The sequence below is a fragment of the Cohnella sp. GCM10027633 genome (assembly GCF_042675445.1).
GTDB lineage: Bacteria > Bacillota > Bacilli > Paenibacillales > Paenibacillaceae > Cohnella.
In genome coordinates this window covers 483,565-504,919 of sequence record NZ_JBHTGV010000003.1, presented here as the reverse complement: position 1 = coordinate 504,919, position 21,355 = coordinate 483,565, and the positions used below count along the sequence as shown (strand labels likewise).

Sequence of the window (21,355 nt, the reverse complement as noted above, 5' to 3'; positions counted from 1 at the left end):
GAGGCATGAAATCCATGAGCATCGATCAAGCCGAAATCCGGTTGCCGCAGCCTCCGGCGACGAAGCTGCCGCCGGCCGCGGTCCAAGAGCCGACGCCGCCGCGGAACAAAGAGCTGGCCCGCAAGCTTGCAAGGTGGCGGTCGTTCGGCGTCGACTTCGCAATCGGGGCCGCGCTGCCGGTCTTGCTGCTCGTCCTGTGGCAATGGGCGACGGCGAGCGGCCGGACGAATCCGCTGTTCCTGCCGTCGCCGAGAGCGATCGCGGACGCGTTCGGCTCGCTGATCGCGACGGGAGAGCTGTTCCATCATCTCGGCATCAGCGTCTGGCGCGCGCTTGCCGGCTTTCTCATCGGAGGGAGCCTCGGCCTATTGGTCGGATTAGCCGCCGGATTGTCCCGCAAGGCGGAATACGTGCTCGACCCGAGCATGCAGATGCTGCGGCTGATCCCGCATCTGGCCGTCGCGCCGCTCATCATTCTGTGGTTCGGGTTCGGGGAGCAATCCAAAATCGTCATTATCGCATTGGGCGCTTTTTTTCCGCTGTACGTCAACACGTTCATGGCCATTCGCAACGTGGACAACAAGCTGTTCGACGTGGCGAAGGTGCTCGCGTTCAGCCGCGCGCGGCTGCTGCTGCGGCTCGTCGTTCCGGCGGCGCTGCCCGGCATTCTGCTCGGCGTCCGGCTGTCGCTGGCGCTGTCGTGGATCGGTCTCGTCGTGGCGGAGCTGATCGGCTCGCAGTCCGGCATCGGCTTCCTGATCAATCTCGGCAAGCAGTCGTCCGACACGGAGCTCATCTTCATCGGCGTCGTCGTGTTCGCCGTCGTCGGCAAGCTGGTCGATTCGCTCGTTCGCTGGCTGGAGCGCAGGCTGCTCCATTGGCGCGAGAGTTACGAAGGATAACAACATTCCAATCGATAGATACCTAGGAGGGAAAGCAACGAATGAGCGTACAACAATTGAACGATCTGGTACTGGACGCCGACGTGCTCGTCATCGGAGGCGGACCTGCCGGAACATGGGCGGCATTGACCGCCGCGGGGCAAGGATCGAAGGTCGTGCTTGTCGATAAAGGCTACTGCGGATCGAGCGGCGCGACCGCCCCGTCGGGAACGGGCGTCTGGTACGTGAAGCCGGACGAGAAGCTGCGGGAGGAAGCCAAAGGGAGCCGGTATACGCTCGGCGGCCATCTCGCGGAATCGCGTTGGATGGACCAAGTGCTCGACCGTACGTTCGAGAACATGAACAAGCTGGCGGCATGGGGCTACCCGTTCCCGCTGGACGAATCGGGCACGCCTTACAAGCGGGGCTTGCAAGGTCCCGAATACATGAAGCTGATGCGCAAGCTCGTCCATAAGGCCGGCGTCAAAATCCTCGACCATAGCCCCGCGCTCGAATTGCTCGCGGACGAACACGGCGTCGGAGGAGCGACGGGCGTCCGGACGCAAGCCGGAGGCACGTGGACGGTGCGAGCGGGAGCGGTCGTCATCGCGACCGGCGGCTGCGCGTTCCTGAGCAAGGCGCTCGGAACGAACGTGCTGACGGGCGACGGTTATCTGTTCGCCGCGGAAGCGGGGGCGGAGATGTCGGGCATGGAATTCTCGAACGCTTACGCCATCTCGCCTACGTTCTCGTCCGTCACCAAGACGGCGTACTACCGGTACGCTTCGTTCTATTACGAGGACGGCACGGTCGTGGAAGGGGCAGGATCGACGAGAGGACGGTCGATCATCGCCCGCAATCTGCTCCAAGGCCGGCAAGTGTACGCATCGCTCGACCAGGCGCCGGAAGACATCCATCATCTGCTCCGCGTCGGACAGACGAATTTCTTCCTGCCGTTCGACCGGCTCGGCATCGATCCGTTCAAGGACAAATTCCCGGTGACGCTGCGGCTGGAAGGCACGGTGCGCGGCACGGGCGGCATCCACGTCATCGACGAGAGCTGCGCGACGATCGTTCCCGGCTTGTACGCGGCGGGAGACGCGGCCACTCGCGAGTTCATCTGCGGCGGCTTCACCGGCGGCGGCAGCCATAACGCCGCTTGGGCGATGTCTTCCGGCTCGTTCGCGGGCGGCGGCGCGGCGGCTTACGTCAAGAAGCTCGGAGAAGGAAGCGAGACTCGCAGGCTGAGAGGGTTGTCCTCGCAGGCGCTGACGCACCGGAAGACGGGCGTGCCCGAGACGCTGACCGCATCCCGGACGGAGGAGCGCGTCCAAGCGGTGCGCGAGGAAGTGACGCCGTACGACCGCAACCTGTTCCGTACGGACGAGGGGTTGACCGCGTCGCTCGGCCGGCTCGACCAGCTCTGGCAAGATATCCGGGGCTCCGTCTCGACGCGCGACGCGGAAGGCGTGAAGGCGCGCGAGGCGGCGGCCATGACGGCGACCGCGCGCTGGATGTACCGGACCGCGCAAGCGCGCACGGAGACGCGGGGCATGCACAAGCGAGAAGACTATCCGAAGATGGACGGCGGGCAGCGGTACCGGCTCGTAACGGGCGGCTTGGACGACATCCGGGTGCGCGCGGTGGAAGTCGCGGAGCCGATCGCCGAGCTGAAGGAGGGCGCGCATTAAATGATCGAACTGCTTAGCGATTCCAAGTGCATATCCTGCAACCAATGCGTCAACGTCTGTCCGACGAACGTGTTCGACCGCGTCGTGGACGGCATTCCGGTCATTGCCCGGCAGAGCGATTGCCAGACGTGCTTCATGTGCGAGCTATACTGCCCGGTCGACGCGCTGTACGTCGCGCCGGACTCGGAGCGCCTCATCGCGGTCAGCGAGGACGAACTCGAGGGCGCGGGGCTTCTCGGGGGCTACCGGGAGAAAGTCGGCTGGGGACCCGGCCGCACGCCGGTGTCGAAGCACGAATACATGTACCAGCTGGCATTGAAAACGTCATTCTAAACATCCGATTCATCATACGAGGTTTCATTTCGAGAGGGGTCTATTCGCCATCATGAAGAAAATAACGACATTCGCTACTTTGCGTAGAACGGGCTTGGTCGCCTTCGCGGCCATCGCCTTGATCGCCGTGCAAGCTTGCGGCAAGTCGAACAACGACGCCAATAACGCGGCCGAGCCCGCGGCGGGAGCATCTTCCGCGGCGGCGAACCCGTACGCCGACGTTCCCAAGACGCTTACTTACGGCTACATCGGCACGAACAAGCTGAACCTGCCCGGCGGCGCCGAAGGCTGGGGGCTGCACAAAGGCATCATTCAAGAGGAGCTGAAGAAGTACGGCATTACCGAGGTGACGACGGTCGGCTTCCCGAACGGGCCGGACCAGACCGAGGCGCTCATCTCCGGCCGGCTCGACTTCGGCAGCCTCGGCGATACGCCGGCGATCCTGGCGCGTTCTTCCGGAGCGAAGACGCGGCTGATCACGCAGCAAGTAACGGATCTCATCGGCTACTTGATCGGGAAGAAGGACGGTCCGAAGACGCTTCAGGATCTCGAAGGCAAGACGATCGCGATCCAGAAGGGCTCTTACATGCATCGCTATATCGTCGGGCTGCTGAACGACGAAGGCATCAAGGACGTCAAGTACGTCCACATGCTGCGCCCGGACGGCGAAGCGGCGCTGGCGCGCGGCGAAGTCGACGCGATGACGAACTCGGGCGTGCCTTCGTTGAAGCTGATCGAGCAAGGCTTCCCGTTGATCGACGACTCCTCGAAGCATCCGGAGCTGCTCGGCACGAGCACGACGGTCGTCTCCGAGAAGTATCTCGAGAAGTTCCCCGACTTCCCGAGAATATGGAACGAGGCGCGGCTGAAAGCGCTCGAAGACTTGAAGCAGCACGAGGACGAGTACTACGCGTTCTTGGCGGAAGTCAACAACACGACGCCGGAGCTCGTGAAGCAAGTGTCGCCGATCGCGCAGAACAAGGACGTTCCGTTCACGGACGACGGGCTGAAGCTGCTCGAAGGGACGAAAAACTTCCTCGTCGAAGAGAAGCTCGCGACTTCCGATTTCGCGATCTCGGATTGGGTACTTAAACAATAAGCTATGAGTAATAAGCAATAAGCAATAGCAAGCATTACGCAATGTGGACAAGGGAGGAAAGCCGCATGTCTGCACATACGATCGCCGTCGCAAGCTTCGACATTCCGCTCGGCAACGGCTTGCGCGTAAGAGGAGAGGCGCGGGCGATTCCGAACGGCGAGCCCAAGCCCGTCGTGCTGCTCGGACACGGTTTTCGGGCGCACCGCCTCTGGTCGTTCTGGCCGGAAGTCGCCGGCCGGTTCGCGGAGCAAGGCTATTACGCGGTCAGCTTCGACTTCTCCCGCATCGCTGCGGAGGAAGACCGGCAGTCCGCCGAGACCGTGGCCGAAGCGGCCACATACGGGCAGGAGCTTGCGGATTGGGACGCGGTACTGACGCAACTGCTCGCTACGGGCCTCGGCCTCGACGAAGAGGCGGACAAATCGCGCATCGCCGTGCTCGGCCATAGCCGGGCCGCCGGCAGCGGCATTCTGCTCGCCTCCCGGCGGCCGGCCGTGCGCGCCGTCGTCGCGTGGAACGGCGGCGTATCCGCGCCGCTCTCTCCGATCGCTGCCGACGGGGCGAGCCTGACGGTTCGCGAGGAGGCGATCCGCGCGGATTTGGCCGCGAACGCGGACCGGTACGACGTCGTCGGCGCATACGGAGATCTGGAGGTTCCCGCGCTCGTCGTCTACGGGACCGCGGACCACGAGCGCCTGCTTGCCGCCGTCGACGAGCTGCAGGACGCCTATCCCGAGCAATCGTTCGTCGCGGTTCGCGGTGCGGACCACGCGTTCGGGGCGAAGCATCCGTACGAAGGATTCACGAAGCATTTGGAAGACGCGCTGGACAATTCGCTCCGCTTCTTGCGGCGCGTATTCTCGGATAATCGCAGAGGAGGAACATCGGAATGAGCAACGTAAGAACGATAGATTGGGAGCTGCCTTCCCGTTATGCGCCGGAGGTCGCCGACGCGCGGGAGACGGACGCGCCGGTGCATCCGCTCGTGCTGAACCGGTGGTCGCCGCGAGCTTACGAGCCGCGGCAGGTACCTGAAGAATTGCTTGCGACGGTGCTGGAGGCCGCCCGCTGGGCGCCCTCCTCGAGCAACCTGCAGCCGTGGCGGTTCTACGCGGCGCGCACGCCGGAGGAGCACGAGACGTTCCGCAAGTTCATCAAGCCGAACAACCGTCTGTGGACGGACGGCGCGCCGGTGCTGCTGCTGATCGCCTCCGAGAAGCTGAGGGAGGACGGACAGCCGAACGGCGCGCACGCCTTCGACGCCGGAGCGGCGTGGGGCATCCTGGCGTTGCAAGCGCAGCTCGTCGGCTTGTCTACCCGGGCGGTAGGCGGCTACGATCGCGAATTGGCCAGAACGCTTCTCGGAACGCCGGACCATATCGAGCTGCACGCGGTCATCGCGCTCGGCTATCGCGCGGACGCCGGCTCGCTGCCGGAAGCGCTGCGCGAGCGGGAGAAGCCGAACGGCCGCCGTCCGGCGGCGGACAGCTTGCTGGCCGTTCCGACGCAGACGATCGGATGAACGCGGTCGCAAGCAGGACGACGCGGTTCGTCCATGCGCACTTCCACGCGCTGACCCACCGGAACTATCGGACGTTCTGGCTGGGTCAGTGCGTTTCTTTGATCGGAACGTGGGTGCAGAACGTCAGCCAAGCTTGGCTCGTGCTATCGCTAACGAAGTCGCCGTTCCTCCTCGGCATGCTCGGCTTGGCGCAGTTCTTGCCGCTGACGGTACTCTCTCTGTTCGCCGGCGTCATCGTCGATAAGTTCCCGAAGCGGTCCATTCTCATGGTCACGCAGACGGTCGCGATGACAATTGCCTTCACGACGGCGGCTCTCGTATTCTCCGGGACGATTCGGTTCGAGCATATTCTCGTCATGGCGTTCCTGCTCGGCATCTCGAACACGTTCGACATGCCGACCCGGCAATCGATGAACATCGAGCTCGTCGGCCGGGAAGATCTGATGAACGCGGTGGCGCTCAATTCGATGACGTTCAATCTCGCCAGAATCGTCGGCCCGGCTATCGGGGCGCTTCTCATGGCGACCGTCGGCGTCGGCTGGTGCTATATGCTGAACGGCATCTCGTTCATCGTCGTGCTCCTGACATTGAGTCAGCTGCGGCTGACGCCGTTCATTCGGGAAGTCCGCGTCGGCAGCACCGTATGGAGCGAAATCCGCGACGGCCTCGCCTATATTCGGGCGAACCCGCAGCTGGCGCAGACGGTGCTGTTCGTCGCGATTATCGGGACGCTCGGGTTCAACTTCAACGTGCTCGTGCCCGTGCTGACCCAAGACGTGCTCGGCGCCGGAGAGGCGACGTACGGCATGCTCATGTCGTGCGTCGGCTTAGGCGCTCTCGTCGGAGCGATCACGATCGGCATGCGCAGCCGACGGGGACCGCAGTTGAAGCTGACGGTCGTCCTCGGCACGCTCGTTCCGATCGGCCTGACGCTGCTCGCGTTCGCGAAGACGTCCTGGACGGCCGGCGCGCTGTTGCTCGCTTGCGGCTTCCTGAACATCGCGATCGCGACGAACAGCAACTCGCTCCTCCAGATGTCCGCGTCCGACGTTTACAGAGCGCGGGTCATGAGCGTGTATACGCTCGTATTCGCCGGCAGCACGCCGTTCGGCAACCTGTTCACCGGATGGGTCGCCGACAAGTACGGCGTCGGCATCGCCTTCCTATGCTGCGGGGCGCTGTCGCTGGCGTTCGTCTCGGCCGTCGTCTGGGCGTTCAGAAGCCGGAGCGGGCCGAAGCCGCTTGACGGGGGCGCCGCCGGTCGTCTATGATGAAGACACTTCAACCGTTAAGGGGAACAATAATATGTTGGTCTTGGTTCTGAACTGATAATCCAATAGTCCGTCCCATATGCGATGCGGAATCGTGCGCCTTCTTTCGAAGGTCTGTTTTCCGTACGCTTGGGCGCGGATGGATGCCAGTGAAGAACCGGTCAAGTTCCTAGCCGACGGGCGCAATAGGAATGTAAGCCGTGCTCATTCGGGCACGGCTTTTTTGCGTCCATGCCAGCTCACCCGACATATAAATCGAACCTAACGGAGGAATTCACCTTGAGAAAGCATGCATTGAACAAATTAGAATATAACCGCGTCATCGAGACGCTCATGACTTACGCCACGACTTACCTGGGCAAGCAACAGATCGAGAAACTGCAGCCTGGCGACAACGCGCAAGCGATCGCGCGGAAGCTGGCGGAAGCCAAGGAAGCGTGCGCGCTGCTCGCCAAGGGCGCGAGCGCCCCGCTGCCTTCGCTCGAAGGAATGGAGACGATGACGGCGCTGCTCGGCACGGGCTACGTGCTGTCGGAGCACGACTTCGGACATCTCGCCCAATTCGCGCGCAGCTGCGAGCAGTTGAAGCAATATATGAACGCGAAGAAGGCGGAAGCGCCGTCGGTGGCGTCGTACGTGCTCGCGATGCACGATCTGAAGCCGCTGCGCGAACAGATCGAGCAATGCGTCGACCGCGGACGAATCGTAGATACGGCGAGCAACAACCTGCACAAGGTCCGCAAAAAAATCCGCGCCGCGGAAGAAAGGCTGCAGAAGCGGCTAGACGGCATGCTGTCGCGGCTGTCCGACATTCTGCAAGAGCGGCTCGTCAGCCAGCGGAACGGGCGCTACGTGCTGCCGGTCAAGAAGGAATACCGCAAGCGGGTGCCCGGCACGGTGCTGGACGAATCTGCGAGCGGTCAGACCGTGTTCGTCGAACCGAGCGAGGTCGCCGGGCTTCAGTACGAGCTCAGCGCGCTTCGGTCCGAGGAGACGCGGGAGGAATCGCAGATTCTCGCCCAACTGACGGGCGTCGCCGAGAGTTTCTCGTACGAGTTGAACGTGAACTTGGAGACGGTCGGACATTACGACTTCCTGTTCGCGAAGGCGAAGTGGGGGCTTGCGATCGGCGGAACCGCTCCGACGCTGAACGAAGATCGTATCATCGACCTGCGGGAAGGCCGCCATCCGCTGCTCTCCGGCGCCCCGGTGCCGCTGAACGTCCGTCTCGGCGGAGATTACCGGGCGCTGCTCGTCACGGGGCCGAACACGGGAGGCAAGACGGTGTCCTTGAAGACGGTCGGGCTGCTGACGCTCATGGCGCAGTCGGGCTTGCTCATTCCGGCCGCGGAAGGGAGCAGCATCGCCGTCTTCCGCTCGATCGAAGTCGACATCGGGGACGACCAGAGCCTGGACGCGTCGCTCAGCACGTTCTCGTCGCACCTGCGCAACGTCATCGATATTTTGCGGTATGCGGACGGCAAGACGCTCGTGCTGCTCGACGAGCTCGCGACCGGCACCGACCCGGGGGAAGGCGTAGGCTTGTCGATCGCGGTGCTCGAGGAGCTGTACCGAAGGGGCGCGACGCTCATGGCGACGACCCACTTCAACGAGATCAAGGAGTACGCGCGCGTCACTCCGGGCTTCAAGAACGCGCGTATGGCGTTCGACGAAGAGACGCTGCGTCCGCTGTACCGTCTCGATATGGGCGAAGCGGGCAATAGCTACGCGTTCGTCATCGCCGCGAAGCTCGGCATTCCGCAGCAGATCATCGAGCGCGCGCGCGTCATTACGGGCAGCTTGAAATCCGGCGAGGGGGCTTCGACCGCCAGCCGTCCGTCCGTTATCCCCGCAGCTCAGCTAGGAGACGCGAGGCCGGCGCAGCCGCAACGCGCCCGCGCGAAGCGGGCGGGAGGAGAGCCTTCCACGGTCAGGCCGGAGTGGGAAGTCGGCGACGTCGTCTTCATTCCGCAGTTGAAGAAGACCGGCGTCATCTACCGGTTGCCCGACGAGCGCGGCAACGTGACGGTCCAGGTGCAGAAGGAGAAGATCGTCCTTAACCATAAGCGCATCCGCCGCTTTATCGAGCGCAAGGAGCTTTATCCCGGCCAAGACTACGACATGGATATCGTCTTCGACACGGTAGAGAACCGGAAGAAGCGGAAGCTGATGAGCAAACGGCATGTCGAAGGGTTGAAGATCGAATCGCCGGAGTCTTGAAGAGGATCGACCGGCAGTCGAAAATAGCTGGGCTAAGCCCGATCCGCATGTTATAATGTTACAAAGAAGTTTCCAACCGAATAAACGAGCATGTCCTGGTGGAGCCTGTCAATGACGGGCTCTTTTTGCTTTTTTTCGGATTACGAAAGTTACGAAGGAGGATCTTATCTTGGAATTGTTCCTGCAGTTGGCGCTCGTTATTCTGTTTACGAAATTAGCTGGCGACGTCTCGGTGCGTTTCGGCCAACCTTCCGTATTGGGCAAGCTGATCGTCGGCGTCGTCATCGGACCCGCGGTGCTCGGCTGGGTGCAAAGTTCGGAAGCGATCGAAGCTTTCGGCCACATTGGCGTCTTGCTGCTCATGTTCTTGGCGGGACTGGAGACGGATATCAAGGAGTTGAATGATAACCGCGTCTCGGCGGTCGCCGTGGCGGTCGGCGGCGTCGTCTTGCCGCTCGCCGGAGGCTACTTCGCCGGGGTCGCCGTCGGCATGTCCGACAAGGAAGCGTTGTTCCTCGGGTTATTGCTGTCGGCCACGTCGGTCAGCATCTCCGTCCAGACGTTCAGGGAGCTCGGCAAGCTCAAGAGCAAGGAGAGTACGACGGTGCTCGGCGCGGCCCTCGTCGACGATATTCTCGTCGTCGTCGCGCTCGCGGTCATGATGAGCTTCATGACGGCCGAAGAGATCAGCTTGGCTGCGGTCGTCGGCAAGAAGCTTCTGTTCTTCGCCCTGGTCGTCCTGCTCGGCTGGAAAGTCGTTCCATTAGCGATGCGGGTGCTTGCGCGATCGCGGGTGACGGAAGCCGTCGTCAGCGCGGCGTTAGTTGTCTGCCTGCTCTTCGCCTATATGGGGGAAAGTCTCGGCGTGGCCGGCATCATCGGCTCGTTCGCGGCTGGTATCGCGATCTCGCGCACCGGTTTCAAGCATACTGTCGAGCAGAAGCTCCAACCGATTGCCTACGCCGTGTTCGTGCCGGTGTTCTTTGCGAGCATCGGGTTGTCCGTGTCGTTCCACGGGTTGACCGACCAGATTTGGTTCATTGTCGCTCTAAGCATCGTCGCCGTGGTAACCAAGCTCGTCGGAGCGGGTTTCGGCGCGCGTCTGACCGGCTTCGGTCCGCACTCCTCGATGGTCATCGGCGCCGGCATGATCTCCAGAGGAGAAGTCGCGCTCATTATCGCGGCGATCGGGTTGAATGCCGGCTTGCTGAGCCCGGCGTACTTCACTTCGACCATCGTCGTAGTTATCGTTAGCACGCTGGTCACGCCGCCGTTGCTGAAGGCGTTGCTGAAGGACGGAGACGAGGCGCGAGCGGAAGAACGGTAGCCGCTGCGTTCGTTCATTGATGCTTCCGCCCGGCGCTGTTATAATGAAGTGATAGTCAAAGGGCGCATCGATCCGGCTGGAGGGTATTCATTTACATGGCAGAACCGACAATCAAGCAAAGCCATATCCGCAATTTCTGCATTATCGCGCATATCGACCACGGCAAATCGACGCTGGCCGATCGCATTCTGGAATATACCGGGGCGCTTACGTCCCGCGAGATGCAAGCTCAAGTGCTCGACTCGATGGATCTCGAGCGGGAGCGCGGCATTACGATCAAGCTGCAGGCCGTTCGCTTGAAGTATAAAGCCGACGACGGAGAGACGTACTTGCTCCATCTGATCGACACGCCGGGGCACGTCGACTTCACGTACGAAGTGTCGCGAAGCTTGGCCGCTTGCGAAGGCGCCATTCTCGTCGTCGATGCGGCGCAAGGCATCGAAGCGCAGACGCTCGCCAACGTGTATCTCGCCCTCGACAACAACCTCGAGATCGTCCCGGTCATCAATAAAATCGACTTGCCGAGCGCGGATCCCGAGCGCGTCAAGCAAGAAGTCGAGGACGTCATCGGCCTCGACGCCAGCGACGCGGTGCTCGCCTCCGCGAAGAACGGCATCGGCATCAAGGAAATTCTCGAGCAGATCGTCGCGAAGGTGCCCGCGCCGCAGGGCGACCGGAACAAGCCTCTCAAGGCGCTCATCTTCGACTCCCACTACGACGCGTACCGCGGCGTCGTCTGTTACATCCGCGTCATCGACGGCACGCTGCGTCCGGGCACGAAGATGAAGTTCATGGCGACGGGCGCGCAGTTCGACGTCGTCGAGGTCGGGACCTTCATGCCGCGCCAGACGCTCGTCGACGAGCTCGGGCCGGGCGACGTCGGCTTCGTGGCCGCGTCGATCAAGAACGTCAAGGACACGCGCGTCGGCGATACGATCACGGACGCGAAGAACCCGACGCTAGAGCCGCTCGCCGGCTACCGCCGCATCAACCCGATGGTATTCTGCGGCCTGTTCCCGATCGAATCGACGGATTATAACGACCTCCGAGACGCGCTCGAGAAGCTCGAGCTGAACGACGCGTCGTTGCGCTTCGAGCCGGAGTCGTCCCAGGCGCTCGGCTTCGGCTTCCGCTGCGGCTTCCTCGGCATGCTCCACATGGAGATCATTCAGGAGCGCATCGAGCGCGAGTTCAACATTCCGCTCATCACGACGGCGCCGAGCGTTATCTACCATGTCATGCAGACGAACGGGGAAATGCTCCAAATCTCGAACCCGGCCGAATATCCGGAGGCGGGCAAGATCGATTACGTCGAAGAGCCGTTCGTGAAGGCTTCGATCATCGTGCCGAACGACTACGTCGGCGCGATCATGGAGCTCTGCCAGGGCAAGCGCGGCGAATTCATCGACATGCAATATCTCGATACGAACCGCGTCACGCTGAAGTACGACGTTCCGCTCGCGGAGATCGTGTACGACTTCTTCGACCAGTTGAAGTCGAGCACGAAGGGCTATGCCTCGTTCGACTACGAGCTGTCCGGCTACCGCCAGTCGAGTCTCGTGAAGATGGACATTCTGCTCAACTCCGAGAAGGTCGACGCGCTGTCGTTCATCGTTCACCGCGACCGCGCGTACCAACGCGGACGAGTCATTTGCGAGAAGCTGAAGGATCTCATCCCCCGTCAAATGTTCGAGGTGCCGATCCAGGCGGCCGTCGGCCAGAAGATCGTCTCCCGGGAGACCATCAAGGCAATGCGGAAGAACGTTCTCGCCAAGTGCTACGGCGGCGATATTTCGCGGAAGCGGAAGCTGCTCGACAAGCAGAAGGAAGGCAAGAAGCGGATGAAGCAGGTCGGCAACGTGGAAGTGCCGCAGGAAGCGTTCATGGCCGTACTGAAGCTGGACGACGATTAACCCGCGAACGAACGTCGCGATATAAGAAGATGGCGGATAGCGGGCCGATGGCCCGTTATTCGCGTTAACGGAGGTGATGATCGACATGCAATCCGCCAACGCGTTACCCGAGGTTCACCGATGGACCCCGCGGGCGCTCTACATTCATATCCCGTTCTGCACGAACAAGTGCTTCTACTGCGATTTCAATTCGTATGTGGCGGCGGGCCAACCGATCGATGCGTATCTGGACGCATTGGAGAACGAAATGAAACTGACGGCCTTGGCGCTGCCTCCGGAGACGATCGATACCGTGTTCGTGGGCGGAGGGACGCCGACGGTGCTCGATCCGAAGCAGATGGAGCGGTTCTTGGCGGCCGTTCGCAGGCACTTCCCGATCTCCCCGGACGCGGAGTTCACGATGGAAGCGAACCCCGGCACGACCGACCCGGAGAAGCTGGCCGCGATGAAGGCGGGAGGCGTCAACCGGATCAGCTTCGGCGCTCAGACGTTCGATAACGGCTTGCTGCAGACGATCGGCCGCATTCACGCCGCGCAGGACGTCGTGCAGAGCATCGCGAACGCGAAAGCCGCGGGGTTCTCGAACCTGTCCATCGATCTAATGTTCGGGTTGCCGAACCAGACGCTCGATCAGCTTAAGGACAGCGTGAACAAGGCGATCGCGCTCGATCTGCCGCACTATTCGCTGTACGGCTTGAAGGTCGAGGAGAACACGCTGTTCCACCGGCTGTACCAACGCGACGAGCTGCCGCTTCCGGAAGAGGAAGAAGAGCTGGCGATGTACGAGTATCTAATGGAGAGATTAGGCGGGGAAGGCTACCGGCAATACGAGATCAGCAACTTTGCCAGACCCGGCTTCGAGAGTCGCCACAACACGACGTATTGGCGCAACGAACCGTATTACGGGCTCGGAGCCGGCGCTCACGGATACGCGCTAGGGCTGCGGCATATGAACATCAAAGGCGTGCAGCCGTATATCGATGCCGCTAACCAAGCGCTGCCGCGCCTCGATACGAACGCGGTCGATCCGGAGGAAGCGAAGGGAGATTTCATGATGGTCGGTTTGCGCATGCTGGAAGGCGTCCGGCCGGAAGATTTCGCCAGTCAGTTCGGAGGCGAGACGCTCGAAGCGAAGTTCGGCGCCGAGTTGTCGAAGCTGCAAGCCCAGGGACTGCTCGAGCGCACGGAACGAGGGGGATACCGGCTCACGCCGCAAGGCGTCGTGCTCGGCAACGAGGTGTTCGGCGCGTTCGTATAATCTGATACAATCGGCAACAAGCCTGCCCGGGTACTCGATATTCCCGGCAGGCTCTTTTTTGCTCGCTAAGATTCGCTCGAACGAAAGCCGACGGAGACCGCGTTGTTGGTCCATAACGCGTGCAGCACCTGTTGCCGCTCCGATTCCTCGCATTCGACGAGCACCGTCATTTCCGTCGCCCTCGCCGTACGTAGCCGCGAGCGCTTGCGCGCGGCGTACAGCCGTTGCAGCAAGTAGCCGGCCGCGAATCCGCCGGCCGCGCCGATCATCCCCCAGACGAGCGGCCCCCAGGCCATATCGAAGCCTCTGCTAATGAAGACGACCGCGCTTGCCGTGGCGACGGCGATGCCGCTCTCCACGCTCGATTGTCCCGCGATCGGATTGAAGAACGCCGCCGGTTTCGTCCCGTCGGGCGACGCGTCCAAGGGGACGACGAGCAGACGGTCTTTGCCGATGCCGGCGTGCTCCATGTCGAGCAGCGCCTGCACGAGGCCCATATCGTTAGGGAAAATCCCGATGATGAGCATGCGCAACCCTCCAGGACCTTAATCGAGCCGATAACGGGCGAGCCGAATGCTCTCTCCCCTGAATGCCATCGTCGCGTACGTTCTCTGCTCCAAGCGGAACAACCGGTTCTGCCGCAAGCAGCATACGTAAGCGTGGTAAGTCGCTCCGGCGATCAAGGACGGCATGAACAGCACCCAGTGAGGATGGAGGCGCGACGCGCCTTCCATATCCCCGAGCAGCAACCGGATCCAGGCGACGTTATAGCCGGACAGCGTCGCGTAAATCCACCACCACAATACCCCGTACATCGCCAGCCAGTATCGTTGTACGTAGATTTGACCCAAGCCGGGAACCAAGCAGGAGAAGACGACCGCGACCCACGGCAGCTTCGGCATCGTATATTGGATTTCCTGTCTTGGAAAATAGGCGGCGGCCAATCGGTTAACGCCGACGATCCCGCGATCCAACAGTCGGTTCTGTCCGATCGAGATCCGGTAGCTGTCCAGTATCGCGTACAAGAACACGACGGCGTATCCGACGACCCATCGGGGATCAAGCACGCGAGCCGCTTCGTCGAATTTCCCGCAGAACGTATAGACGATCGCTTCGTTAACGTGGGCGAACGAGTTGACGAACACCTCGGACAGCGTGAAGAAGAGGCCGCGCACGTTATGGTTGAGGAGCAAATGGCCGAATCCGGGAAAAGTGGCCGACAGCCATACCACCGTTCTCGGGTCGTAGCGGGCGAGCAGATCGTAGCCGTTCGCCGCCGCGCTCGTCGCCGGAGCAGCCCGGTAGAGGGGATTCAATCGTTTCATAGCGTTAGGATGACAATAATGTAGCAACATATACCTCGAAGAAGTCATTTCGCCCAACATTGGATAATGCCGATCGGCGAGGGGAATAGTGGTATCAATCAAGCGCGAAAAGAGGGATTCCGGGGCATGAAACGACGAGTCGCGAGCCCGACCGTACGAGATGACGGCCCGGTCCTAACGTCGGCGACCGCCAACGCGGACGTCGTTCGGCGCCTGCTCTCCGAGCCCGGGGATTTGATCGTCAAGGTGCTGAACCCCGGCGCGTCCGGTCAGCGGATCGTCGTCTGCTGCATCGACGGTCTCGTCGACCGGACGCTGATCGATGAACGAGTGTTACGGCCGCTGTTAAGCCATGCTCCGATGGAAGATCGCGCGTTCGAGCGGGCGGACTTCATGGCATGGCTCTGCGAGTCCGTTCTACCGTTGCAAGAGACGCGGTTATTCGAAGAGATGACCGCGGCGATCGACGCGATGCTGCAAGGTGATTCGCTCGTGTTCGCCGACGGTTCGATCCTGGCGCTGGCCGTAGGCAGCAGAGGGATGAAAACCCGTTCCATCGAAGAGCCGCAGACCGAGGCGCTTATCCGGGGGCCGCGCGACGGGTTTACGGAGGATATCCGTACGAACACGTCATTGATCCGCAGGCGGATTCGGGACGCCAACCTGAAGATGGTTTCCCGGACGGTCGGCAGGCGTTCGCGTAAGGAATTGATCGTCGTCTACGTCGAAGGAATCGCGAACCCTGAACTCGTCGCGGAAGTGATGCGCAGAGTCAAGACGATCGATATGGACGACCCGGAAGGCTCCGGCTTCGTCGAACAGTGGATATCCGATCATGCGCTGTCCCCGTTCCCCCAAGTGACGAACACGGAGCGCCCGGACAAAGTATCGGGGGCTCTGCTTCAGGGCAGGGTCGCGATCATGGTGGACGGCACGCCGTTTCAATTGATCGTGCCCTCGACCTTATCGACGTTCTTCCAATCGCCCGAAGATTTCTATCAGAACTGGATCATCGCGACCGGGTTGCGCCTATTGCGCTATTTCGCCGCTTTCATCGCGACGTTCCTTCCCGCTCTCTATATTGCGTTGCTCGAATATCATCACGGCATGCTGCCGTCGCGGCTCGCCTTCTCGATCGCCGGCACTCGGGAGGGCGTGCCGTTCCCCGCGTTCGTCGAAGCGTTCATTATGGAGGCGACGCTGGAGCTGCTGCGAGAAGCCGGCATACGATTGCCGAAGCCGATCGGACAGACGATCGGCATCGTCGGCGGTCTCGTCATCGGGGAAGCCGCCGTTCAAGCCGGCGTCGTCAGCCCGATCATGGTCATCGTCGTCGCGGTCACGGCGATTACGTCGTTCGCGCTTCCGGCCTATTCGTTCGCGATCTCGCTCCGCGTCGTTCGGTTCGGCGTCATGGTTTCCGCGACGTTATTCGGGTTATACGGGGTCATTCTCGTCTATATCGCGATCAATATCCACCTCGTGAATCTGAAGACGTTCGGCATTCCTTACACGACGCCGATCGCGCCGACGTTCTTGAAGGATTGGAAAGACTTGCTGCTGCGGTCGCCCGTCATGCAAATGAAAGAGAGACCGGGAATGCTGAAGACCGGCGAGACAGAACGGATGCCGGACGTCGAGGAGGACGCGAAATGAAGCCGTTCGATTACGCCGATTCGAGAGTCGGCGGAAGGGAAATCGCCATCACGGTAGCGAACGTCATCCTTGGCGTCGGGGTGCTGACGCTGCCGAGTTCTCTTGCCCAGGCGACCCGAGCGTCGGACGGATGGATATCCATTCTGATCGCGGGCGGCGTCGCCATGCTGCTCGCTTGGGTCGCGGCGAAGCTGGCTTCGCGGTTCCCGGGGAAGATGTTTCATGAATACGCGGCGTCGATCGCGACGAAGCCGGTCGCGATCGGGTTGAGTTGGTTGTTTTTCGTATACTTCGTTTGTTACGGCGCTTACGAGGCGCGCATGATCGTTACGATCTCGAAGCAATACTTGTTCGACCAGACGCCGGCAGAAGTGATCGGCCTCGCCTTCTTGTTCGTTACCGCCTATGCCGTAGCGGGAGAACGAATCGGTCTTATCCGGCTGAACGTCCTCTTCTTGCCGATCGTCCTCGTGGTGTCGACGTTCGTGTTGTCGTTCGCCGCGGATCTGTTCGAGCCCTCCAATCTGAAGCCTCACTTCGTTACGGAGCCTCGAGGTCTGCTGAAGGGAAGCAGCGAAGTCGTGTTCTCGTTTCTAGGGTTCGAATTGATCTTGTTCTATGCCTTCATGATGCGCAAGCCGGCTAAGGCAGTCGCCATGTCTCTCATCGGCGTCCTAATTCCGTTCGTTCTCTATTTGGCCGTCTATCTCGTTACGATCGGCGTGTTCACGAACGAGGGGGCGGCGAATATCCAATATCCGACGGTCGAGCTCGCCAAGGAGATTGAGCTCCCGGGGCAGTTCTTCGAACGGTTCGAGTCGGTGTTCTTCACGATCTGGCTCATGACCGTGTTCAATACGACGAGCGTCGCGCTCGATATCTCGATTATGTGCCTCCGCTCTTTGTTCGTCGCGTTGAAGAAGATCGCCGCGATTTCGATCGTCCTCCCTTTTATATTCATCTTCGGCATGCTTCCGCAAAACGTCGGGGAGACGAGTACGTTCGGGCAGTGGCTCAGCTACTTCGGCTTCGTTCTCGTGGCAATCGTGCCGATGTCGTTGCTGTTGATCGCCAAAGCCAAAGGGGTGGGGGGCAATGCTGGGTAGAACGATTCGAGTCGGCGTGGCGTTCGCGTTATGCGTGTTGCTGGCAGGGTGTTGGGATCGGGTTGAGATCGATCAGAGGGGCTTCGTCATCGGCGTCGCGATCGACAAGCCGCCCCGCTCGGGGAAAGATCAAGGCGGCGAGGCGCATGACCGATACAGCGTCACCTACCAGATCGTCATTCCGTCGGCTATCAAGGAGAGCAACGGCAAGACAGGGCAGGGCAAGACGTATTTCAATATTACCGCGCAAGAGCGGAGCTTGTCGGCGGTCGCCGCCAAAATGTCGTTGCAGACGAGCCGGCAGCCGTTCATGGAGCATCTGAAGACAATCATCGTGTCTTCGGATATGGCGAAGCATAACGGAGGCTTAAGCGACGTGTTCGATTATTTTCTGAGGGACAAATACATGCGACGCTCCGCGCACGTCATCATCTCCAAAGGGGATGCGAAGAAGCTGCTCGAGTTGGAAGTGCCGAACGAACCGCTGCCGGCTCTATACTTGAGCGTGTTTGATCGGAACCGGCGCGGGAGCTCGTATATCGCGCCTCAAGTACGGATAGGGGACGTGCACGAGATGTTGCTCCGCTACGAGACGTTCCTCATTCCCTGCGTCACTTACAAGGATAAGATGGTTGCGGCTTTCGACAGCGTGGCCGTCGTCGACGGGAGGACGAACCGGATGGTCGGCGCAATGGAACAATCGGACGCGCAATCGTTGAACTTCATAAGAGGCGTCATCAATGGCGGAGCTATGGAATTCAAGCTGGACGGAGCGGAAGCGACTTTTCAGATCGAAGGCGGGAACAGCGAATTCAAGTTGACCGACCGGGATCCCGACAATTTGGGTTTCCTGATTACGATTCGGGTTAGTGGCGCGCTTAACGAAACGACGTCCACCGAATCCTTCAAGAAGACGGCGACGCTGGATAAAGCCCAGAACGCCGTCGCGAACGAGATCGAAGAGAGATGCGCCGAGACGATTCGCTACTTGCAACGATCGTTGAAAAAAGACGCGATGGGACTGGGCGGGTTCTTGTACGAGAATCATTACCGGCTATGGACCGGTATCCGGGATAATTGGGATAACGGGCGGAATTTGTTCTCGAACGCGACGATTCGGGTCGAGGCGACCGTTCACATCCGCAGGAGCGGCAACATCGATAAAATCAGGGGGGCGTAGCGCATGGGTTGGTGGATTTGGACGCATCTTCCGTCCTTGCTGGGAATGTCGTGCGTGGCGTTATGCGCGATCGTCCCCTATGCGCTCCACCGCGTGAACAAAGCCTTGCGGGACGCGACCGACCCGCCGTGGAAGCGCGAGGACAGGCAGGGGGGAGAAGGCTCGGCGTGACGCGTTTTCTCTATTGTATCTGACTGAATGCTGTTGTATATTTATTCATATCACTCAGCCGGTCAGGTAGAAAGAAGGGTCGACCATGTCCGTCATTTGCCGGAAAGCGACGTCCGAGGATGTGGACGCGCTTCACGATCTTATACAAGGTTATGCCGCCAAAGGAATTATGCTGCCCCGTTCGCGCGAAGCGCTCGCGCGCAATATCGGCAACTTCGTCGTCGCCAGCGACGACGGCAAGCTCGTCGGCTGCGGCTCGCTGTTGAAGCTTGGCTCGGACTTGGTCGAGATCCGCTCGCTCGGCATCGCGGACGGCTATAAGGGTCAAGGAATCGGCAGCAAGCTGGTCGACGCCTTGATGGCCGAAGCGGAGGAACAACGCATTCCTAAGGTCATGGCTTTGACCTACGAGGTGTCCTTCTTCCAGAAGAACGGCTTTCACGTCGTCGACAAGGAGATATTCCCGGAGAAAGTATGGACCGATTGCGTGAACTGCGCGAAGCAGAACAATTGCGACGAGATCGCGGTTCTGAAGCGGATCGAATTGACTCCGGAAGACGCGGAAATGACCTACGCCCGAATTTAAAATCGACCGCCAAACCGTCCCGGTACGTTCTTGACACGACCGACGATGGTTTGGTATTTTTGTATTAGTCGTTAGCACTCGCTGAATTGGAGTGCTAACGAATTGAACGGATCACGCAGAGGAGGACAACGGTATGTTAAGCGAGCGTCAACGGATGATTCTAGGTGCCATTATCGACGATTACGTACGCTCAGCCGAGCCGGTCGGTTCGCGCAGCATTTCCAAGCGAGCCGACGTGTCCTTCAGCCCGGCGACGATCCGCAACGAGATGGCCGATCTGGAGGAGCTCGGCTTGCTGGAGCAGCCGCACACGTCGGCGGGACGCATTCCTTCCATTAAGGGCTACCGTTACTACGTGGACCATCTCGTTACCGTGGACGGCGCGTCGGAGCAAGACGTGCGCAAGATCCGCAGCTTTTTCGCGGAGAAGATGAACCATTGGGAAGGGGTCATCGGCCATGCCGCGACCATTCTGTCCCAACTGACGAATTATACGTCGATCGTGCTCGGTCCCGAGATTTTCGACACGACGTTGAAGCACTTCCAGCTCGTTCCGATTACCGATCGTTCGGCCGTCGCCATTATCGTGGCGAATACCGGGCACGTGGAACACCGTACCATCAACATCCCCGACGGCATATCCATGGAAGACATGAGCAAGATCGTAGCCGTTCTGAACGATAAGCTTAGCGGCGTACCGTTCTTCCGGGTGAAGTCCGTGCTGCACAGCGAGATCGCCAAGGAGCTTAGCCGTTACGTGGACCGCTGCGAGGAAGTGCTGAACCTGCTCGAGCAGGCGATTACCGAGAAGCAGGAGCCGAAGGTGTTCCTGAGCGGCGCGTCGAACATGCTGACGCAGCCCGAGTTCAAAGACGTCGATAAGGCGAAGAGCATTCTCGGCATGCTCGAGGAGACGCGCATGCTATCTCAGTTGTTCCATGCGCATCCCGGGGGCATTCAAGTACGGATCGGCACGGAGAACGCGGTCGAGGCGATCAATCAATGCAGCCTGATTACGGCGACTTACTCGCTCGACGGACAATCGCTCGGCACGATCGGCGTGCTCGGACCGGTACGGATGGAATACGGCAAAGTGATCAGTTTGCTCGATTATTTATCCAAGGATATCGCGTTACTGATGTCCCGCGGGTTCAAATAATAAGTTGTATAGCCCCCATATACGGGTGGCACGGTAAGGAGGTGAATACGGCATGAGCACGAACGAGACGAAGGAGTCCGCGGAGATGAACGATCAGCGCGAAGAAGAGCTCGCCCCGGTTAACGAGGAGCAAGCGACGGGCGAACCGATTGCCCATGGGCACCAAGAGGAAGCGGCTGAAGCGAACGCCGATCAGGATCCGAGAATCGCGGCATTGGAGCGCCTCGCGGAAGACAACCAGAACCGCTATTTGCGAGCGCAAGCCGATTTCGATAACTTCCGTCGCCGCACGGCGAAGGAGAAGGAAGAGCTGGCGCAATACGCGACGGCTAAGCTCGTCGGGCAGTTGCTGCCCGTGCTCGACAACTTCGAGCGCGCGCTGGCTGCGAACGGCGAAGGCGCGCAAGGCGATTCGTTCGCCAAGGGCGTCGACATGATCCATCGGCAGCTGTTCCAAGCGTTGGAAGCCGAAGGCTTGAAACCGATGGCGCCGGTCGGGCAGCCATTCGATCCGGAGCACCATCAAGCGATCATGCAGGTGGAGTCGGACGAATACGAGGAAGGCACCGTGGTGGAAGTCATTCAATCCGGCTATTGGCTGAAAGACAAAGTCATTCGTCCGGCGATGGTGAAAGTCAGCGGGTAATGGCCGCATCG

General features: G+C 60.6%; 20 protein-coding genes. 18 read left to right on the top strand and 2 right to left on the bottom strand.

The features are described from left to right. The first annotated feature begins 14 nt into the window (after nt 1-14). The 11 genes from ACFQZG_RS11520 (at nt 15) to hemW (ending at nt 13,515) form a co-directional block, all read left to right on the top strand. Nucleotides 15-902 (top strand): ABC transporter permease, encoded by an 888-nt coding sequence (locus ACFQZG_RS11520; RefSeq protein ID WP_378152504.1) that lies wholly within the window; start codon nt 15-17, stop codon nt 900-902. A 41-nt stretch (nt 903-943) separates the two neighbouring features. Then, nucleotides 944-2,572, top strand: coding sequence for an FAD-dependent oxidoreductase (locus ACFQZG_RS11515; RefSeq protein ID WP_378152502.1), 1,629 nt, complete (start codon nt 944-946; stop codon nt 2,570-2,572). After that, the gene (locus ACFQZG_RS11510) at nt 2,573-2,905 is read left to right on the top strand and encodes a 4Fe-4S binding protein (RefSeq protein ID WP_378152500.1); all 333 of its coding nucleotides are present in this window, start codon (nt 2,573-2,575) and stop codon (nt 2,903-2,905) included. A gap of 52 nt (nt 2,906-2,957) precedes the next feature. Beyond that, on the top strand, nt 2,958-4,004 hold the full coding sequence (locus ACFQZG_RS11505) for an ABC transporter substrate-binding protein (RefSeq protein ID WP_378152498.1): 1,047 nt from the start codon (nt 2,958-2,960) through the stop codon (nt 4,002-4,004). Nucleotides 4,005-4,069: 65 nt separating this feature from the next. Continuing rightward, nucleotides 4,070-4,897, top strand: a complete 828-nt coding sequence (locus ACFQZG_RS11500) for an alpha/beta hydrolase family protein (protein ID WP_378152496.1) — start codon at nt 4,070-4,072, stop codon at nt 4,895-4,897. Then, on the top strand, nt 4,894-5,526 hold the full coding sequence (locus tag ACFQZG_RS11495) for a nitroreductase family protein (RefSeq protein WP_378152494.1): 633 nt from the start codon (nt 4,894-4,896) through the stop codon (nt 5,524-5,526). The genes ACFQZG_RS11500 and ACFQZG_RS11495 overlap by 4 nt, the downstream gene beginning before the upstream one ends. Beyond that, a complete protein-coding gene (locus tag ACFQZG_RS11490; protein WP_378152492.1) occupies nt 5,523-6,797 on the top strand; it encodes an MFS transporter in 1,275 nt (424 codons plus the stop codon). The genes ACFQZG_RS11495 and ACFQZG_RS11490 overlap by 4 nt, the downstream gene beginning before the upstream one ends. 279 nt (nt 6,798-7,076) lie before the next feature. Next, nucleotides 7,077-9,017, top strand: a complete 1,941-nt coding sequence (locus ACFQZG_RS11485; RefSeq protein ID WP_378152490.1) for an endonuclease MutS2 — start codon at nt 7,077-7,079, stop codon at nt 9,015-9,017. 169 nt (nt 9,018-9,186) lie between these two features. Next, nucleotides 9,187-10,344, top strand: a complete 1,158-nt coding sequence (locus ACFQZG_RS11480) for a cation:proton antiporter (RefSeq protein ID WP_378152488.1) — start codon at nt 9,187-9,189, stop codon at nt 10,342-10,344. A 95-nt stretch (nt 10,345-10,439) separates the two neighbouring features. After that, a complete protein-coding gene (gene lepA, locus ACFQZG_RS11475; RefSeq protein WP_378152486.1) occupies nt 10,440-12,257 on the top strand; it encodes a translation elongation factor 4 in 1,818 nt (605 codons plus the stop codon). 85 nt (nt 12,258-12,342) lie between these two features. After that, nucleotides 12,343-13,515, top strand: a complete 1,173-nt coding sequence (hemW, locus tag ACFQZG_RS11470; RefSeq protein WP_378152484.1) for a radical SAM family heme chaperone HemW — start codon at nt 12,343-12,345, stop codon at nt 13,513-13,515. 65 nt (nt 13,516-13,580) lie between these two features. Here the strand turns inward: hemW and ACFQZG_RS11465 are convergent, their stop codons facing one another. Both ACFQZG_RS11465 and ACFQZG_RS11460 read right to left on the bottom strand, forming a co-directional pair. Beyond that, a complete protein-coding gene (locus ACFQZG_RS11465) occupies nt 13,581-14,042 on the bottom strand; it encodes a hypothetical protein (protein ID WP_378152482.1) in 462 nt (153 codons plus the stop codon). A gap of 18 nt (nt 14,043-14,060) precedes the next feature. Beyond that, entirely contained in the window at nt 14,061-14,840 is a 780-nt protein-coding gene (locus ACFQZG_RS11460) for a hypothetical protein (RefSeq protein ID WP_378152481.1), read from the bottom strand. Nucleotides 14,841-14,966: 126 nt separating this feature from the next. Here ACFQZG_RS11460 and ACFQZG_RS11455 point away from each other — a divergent pair, with 126 nt between their 5' ends. The 7 genes from ACFQZG_RS11455 to grpE all read left to right on the top strand — a co-directional run bounded on the left by ACFQZG_RS11455 (nt 14,967) and on the right by grpE (nt 21,344). Beyond that, nucleotides 14,967-16,496, top strand: a complete 1,530-nt coding sequence (locus tag ACFQZG_RS11455) for a spore germination protein (RefSeq protein ID WP_378152479.1) — start codon at nt 14,967-14,969, stop codon at nt 16,494-16,496. Then, a complete protein-coding gene (locus ACFQZG_RS11450; protein WP_378152477.1) occupies nt 16,493-17,602 on the top strand; it encodes a GerAB/ArcD/ProY family transporter in 1,110 nt (369 codons plus the stop codon). The genes ACFQZG_RS11455 and ACFQZG_RS11450 overlap by 4 nt, the downstream gene beginning before the upstream one ends. After that, nucleotides 17,592-18,782: a Ger(x)C family spore germination protein gene (locus ACFQZG_RS11445; protein WP_378152475.1), complete on the top strand. Its 1,191-nt coding sequence runs from the start codon at nt 17,592-17,594 to the stop codon at nt 18,780-18,782. Before ACFQZG_RS11450 ends, ACFQZG_RS11445 begins: the two co-directional genes overlap by 11 nt. Before the next feature lie 3 nt (nt 18,783-18,785). Continuing rightward, nucleotides 18,786-18,953, top strand: coding sequence for a hypothetical protein (locus ACFQZG_RS11440; RefSeq protein WP_378152473.1), 168 nt, complete (start codon nt 18,786-18,788; stop codon nt 18,951-18,953). A gap of 85 nt (nt 18,954-19,038) precedes the next feature. Further along, nucleotides 19,039-19,539 (top strand): N-acetyltransferase, encoded by a 501-nt coding sequence (locus ACFQZG_RS11435; protein WP_378152471.1) that lies wholly within the window; start codon nt 19,039-19,041, stop codon nt 19,537-19,539. Between the two features lie 133 nt (nt 19,540-19,672). Then, nucleotides 19,673-20,698 carry a heat-inducible transcriptional repressor HrcA gene (hrcA, locus tag ACFQZG_RS11430; RefSeq protein WP_378152469.1) on the top strand — a complete coding sequence of 342 codons (1,026 nt, stop codon included), beginning with the start codon at nt 19,673-19,675 and terminating at the stop codon, nt 20,696-20,698. A gap of 52 nt (nt 20,699-20,750) precedes the next feature. Further along, nucleotides 20,751-21,344, top strand: a complete 594-nt coding sequence (grpE, locus tag ACFQZG_RS11425) for a nucleotide exchange factor GrpE (protein ID WP_378152467.1) — start codon at nt 20,751-20,753, stop codon at nt 21,342-21,344. Nucleotides 21,345-21,355: the final 11 nt, after the last annotated feature.

Bases quoted from the DNA above. Each gene is read 5' to 3' on its own strand.
- ACFQZG_RS11520 (WP_378152504.1), top strand. From the start codon at position 15: ATGAGCATCGATCAAGCCGAAATCCGGTTGCCGCAGCCTCCGGCGACG.
- ACFQZG_RS11515 (WP_378152502.1), top strand. From the start codon at position 944: ATGAGCGTACAACAATTGAACGATCTGGTACTGGACGCCGACGTGCTC.
- ACFQZG_RS11510 (WP_378152500.1), top strand. From the start codon at position 2,573: ATGATCGAACTGCTTAGCGATTCCAAGTGCATATCCTGCAACCAATGC.
- ACFQZG_RS11505 (WP_378152498.1), top strand. From the start codon at position 2,958: ATGAAGAAAATAACGACATTCGCTACTTTGCGTAGAACGGGCTTGGTC.
- ACFQZG_RS11500 (WP_378152496.1), top strand. From the start codon at position 4,070: ATGTCTGCACATACGATCGCCGTCGCAAGCTTCGACATTCCGCTCGGC.
- ACFQZG_RS11495 (WP_378152494.1), top strand. From the start codon at position 4,894: ATGAGCAACGTAAGAACGATAGATTGGGAGCTGCCTTCCCGTTATGCG.
- ACFQZG_RS11490 (WP_378152492.1), top strand. From the start codon at position 5,523: ATGAACGCGGTCGCAAGCAGGACGACGCGGTTCGTCCATGCGCACTTC.
- lepA (WP_378152486.1), top strand. From the start codon at position 10,440: ATGGCAGAACCGACAATCAAGCAAAGCCATATCCGCAATTTCTGCATT.
- hemW (WP_378152484.1), top strand. From the start codon at position 12,343: ATGCAATCCGCCAACGCGTTACCCGAGGTTCACCGATGGACCCCGCGG.
- ACFQZG_RS11465 (WP_378152482.1), bottom strand. From the start codon at position 14,042: ATGCTCATCATCGGGATTTTCCCTAACGATATGGGCCTCGTGCAGGCG.
- ACFQZG_RS11460 (WP_378152481.1), bottom strand. From the start codon at position 14,840: ATGAAACGATTGAATCCCCTCTACCGGGCTGCTCCGGCGACGAGCGCG.
- ACFQZG_RS11455 (WP_378152479.1), top strand. From the start codon at position 14,967: ATGAAACGACGAGTCGCGAGCCCGACCGTACGAGATGACGGCCCGGTC.
- ACFQZG_RS11450 (WP_378152477.1), top strand. From the start codon at position 16,493: ATGAAGCCGTTCGATTACGCCGATTCGAGAGTCGGCGGAAGGGAAATC.
- ACFQZG_RS11445 (WP_378152475.1), top strand. From the start codon at position 17,592: ATGCTGGGTAGAACGATTCGAGTCGGCGTGGCGTTCGCGTTATGCGTG.
- ACFQZG_RS11440 (WP_378152473.1), top strand. From the start codon at position 18,786: ATGGGTTGGTGGATTTGGACGCATCTTCCGTCCTTGCTGGGAATGTCG.
- ACFQZG_RS11435 (WP_378152471.1), top strand. From the start codon at position 19,039: ATGTCCGTCATTTGCCGGAAAGCGACGTCCGAGGATGTGGACGCGCTT.
- hrcA (WP_378152469.1), top strand. From the start codon at position 19,673: ATGTTAAGCGAGCGTCAACGGATGATTCTAGGTGCCATTATCGACGAT.
- grpE (WP_378152467.1), top strand. From the start codon at position 20,751: ATGAGCACGAACGAGACGAAGGAGTCCGCGGAGATGAACGATCAGCGC.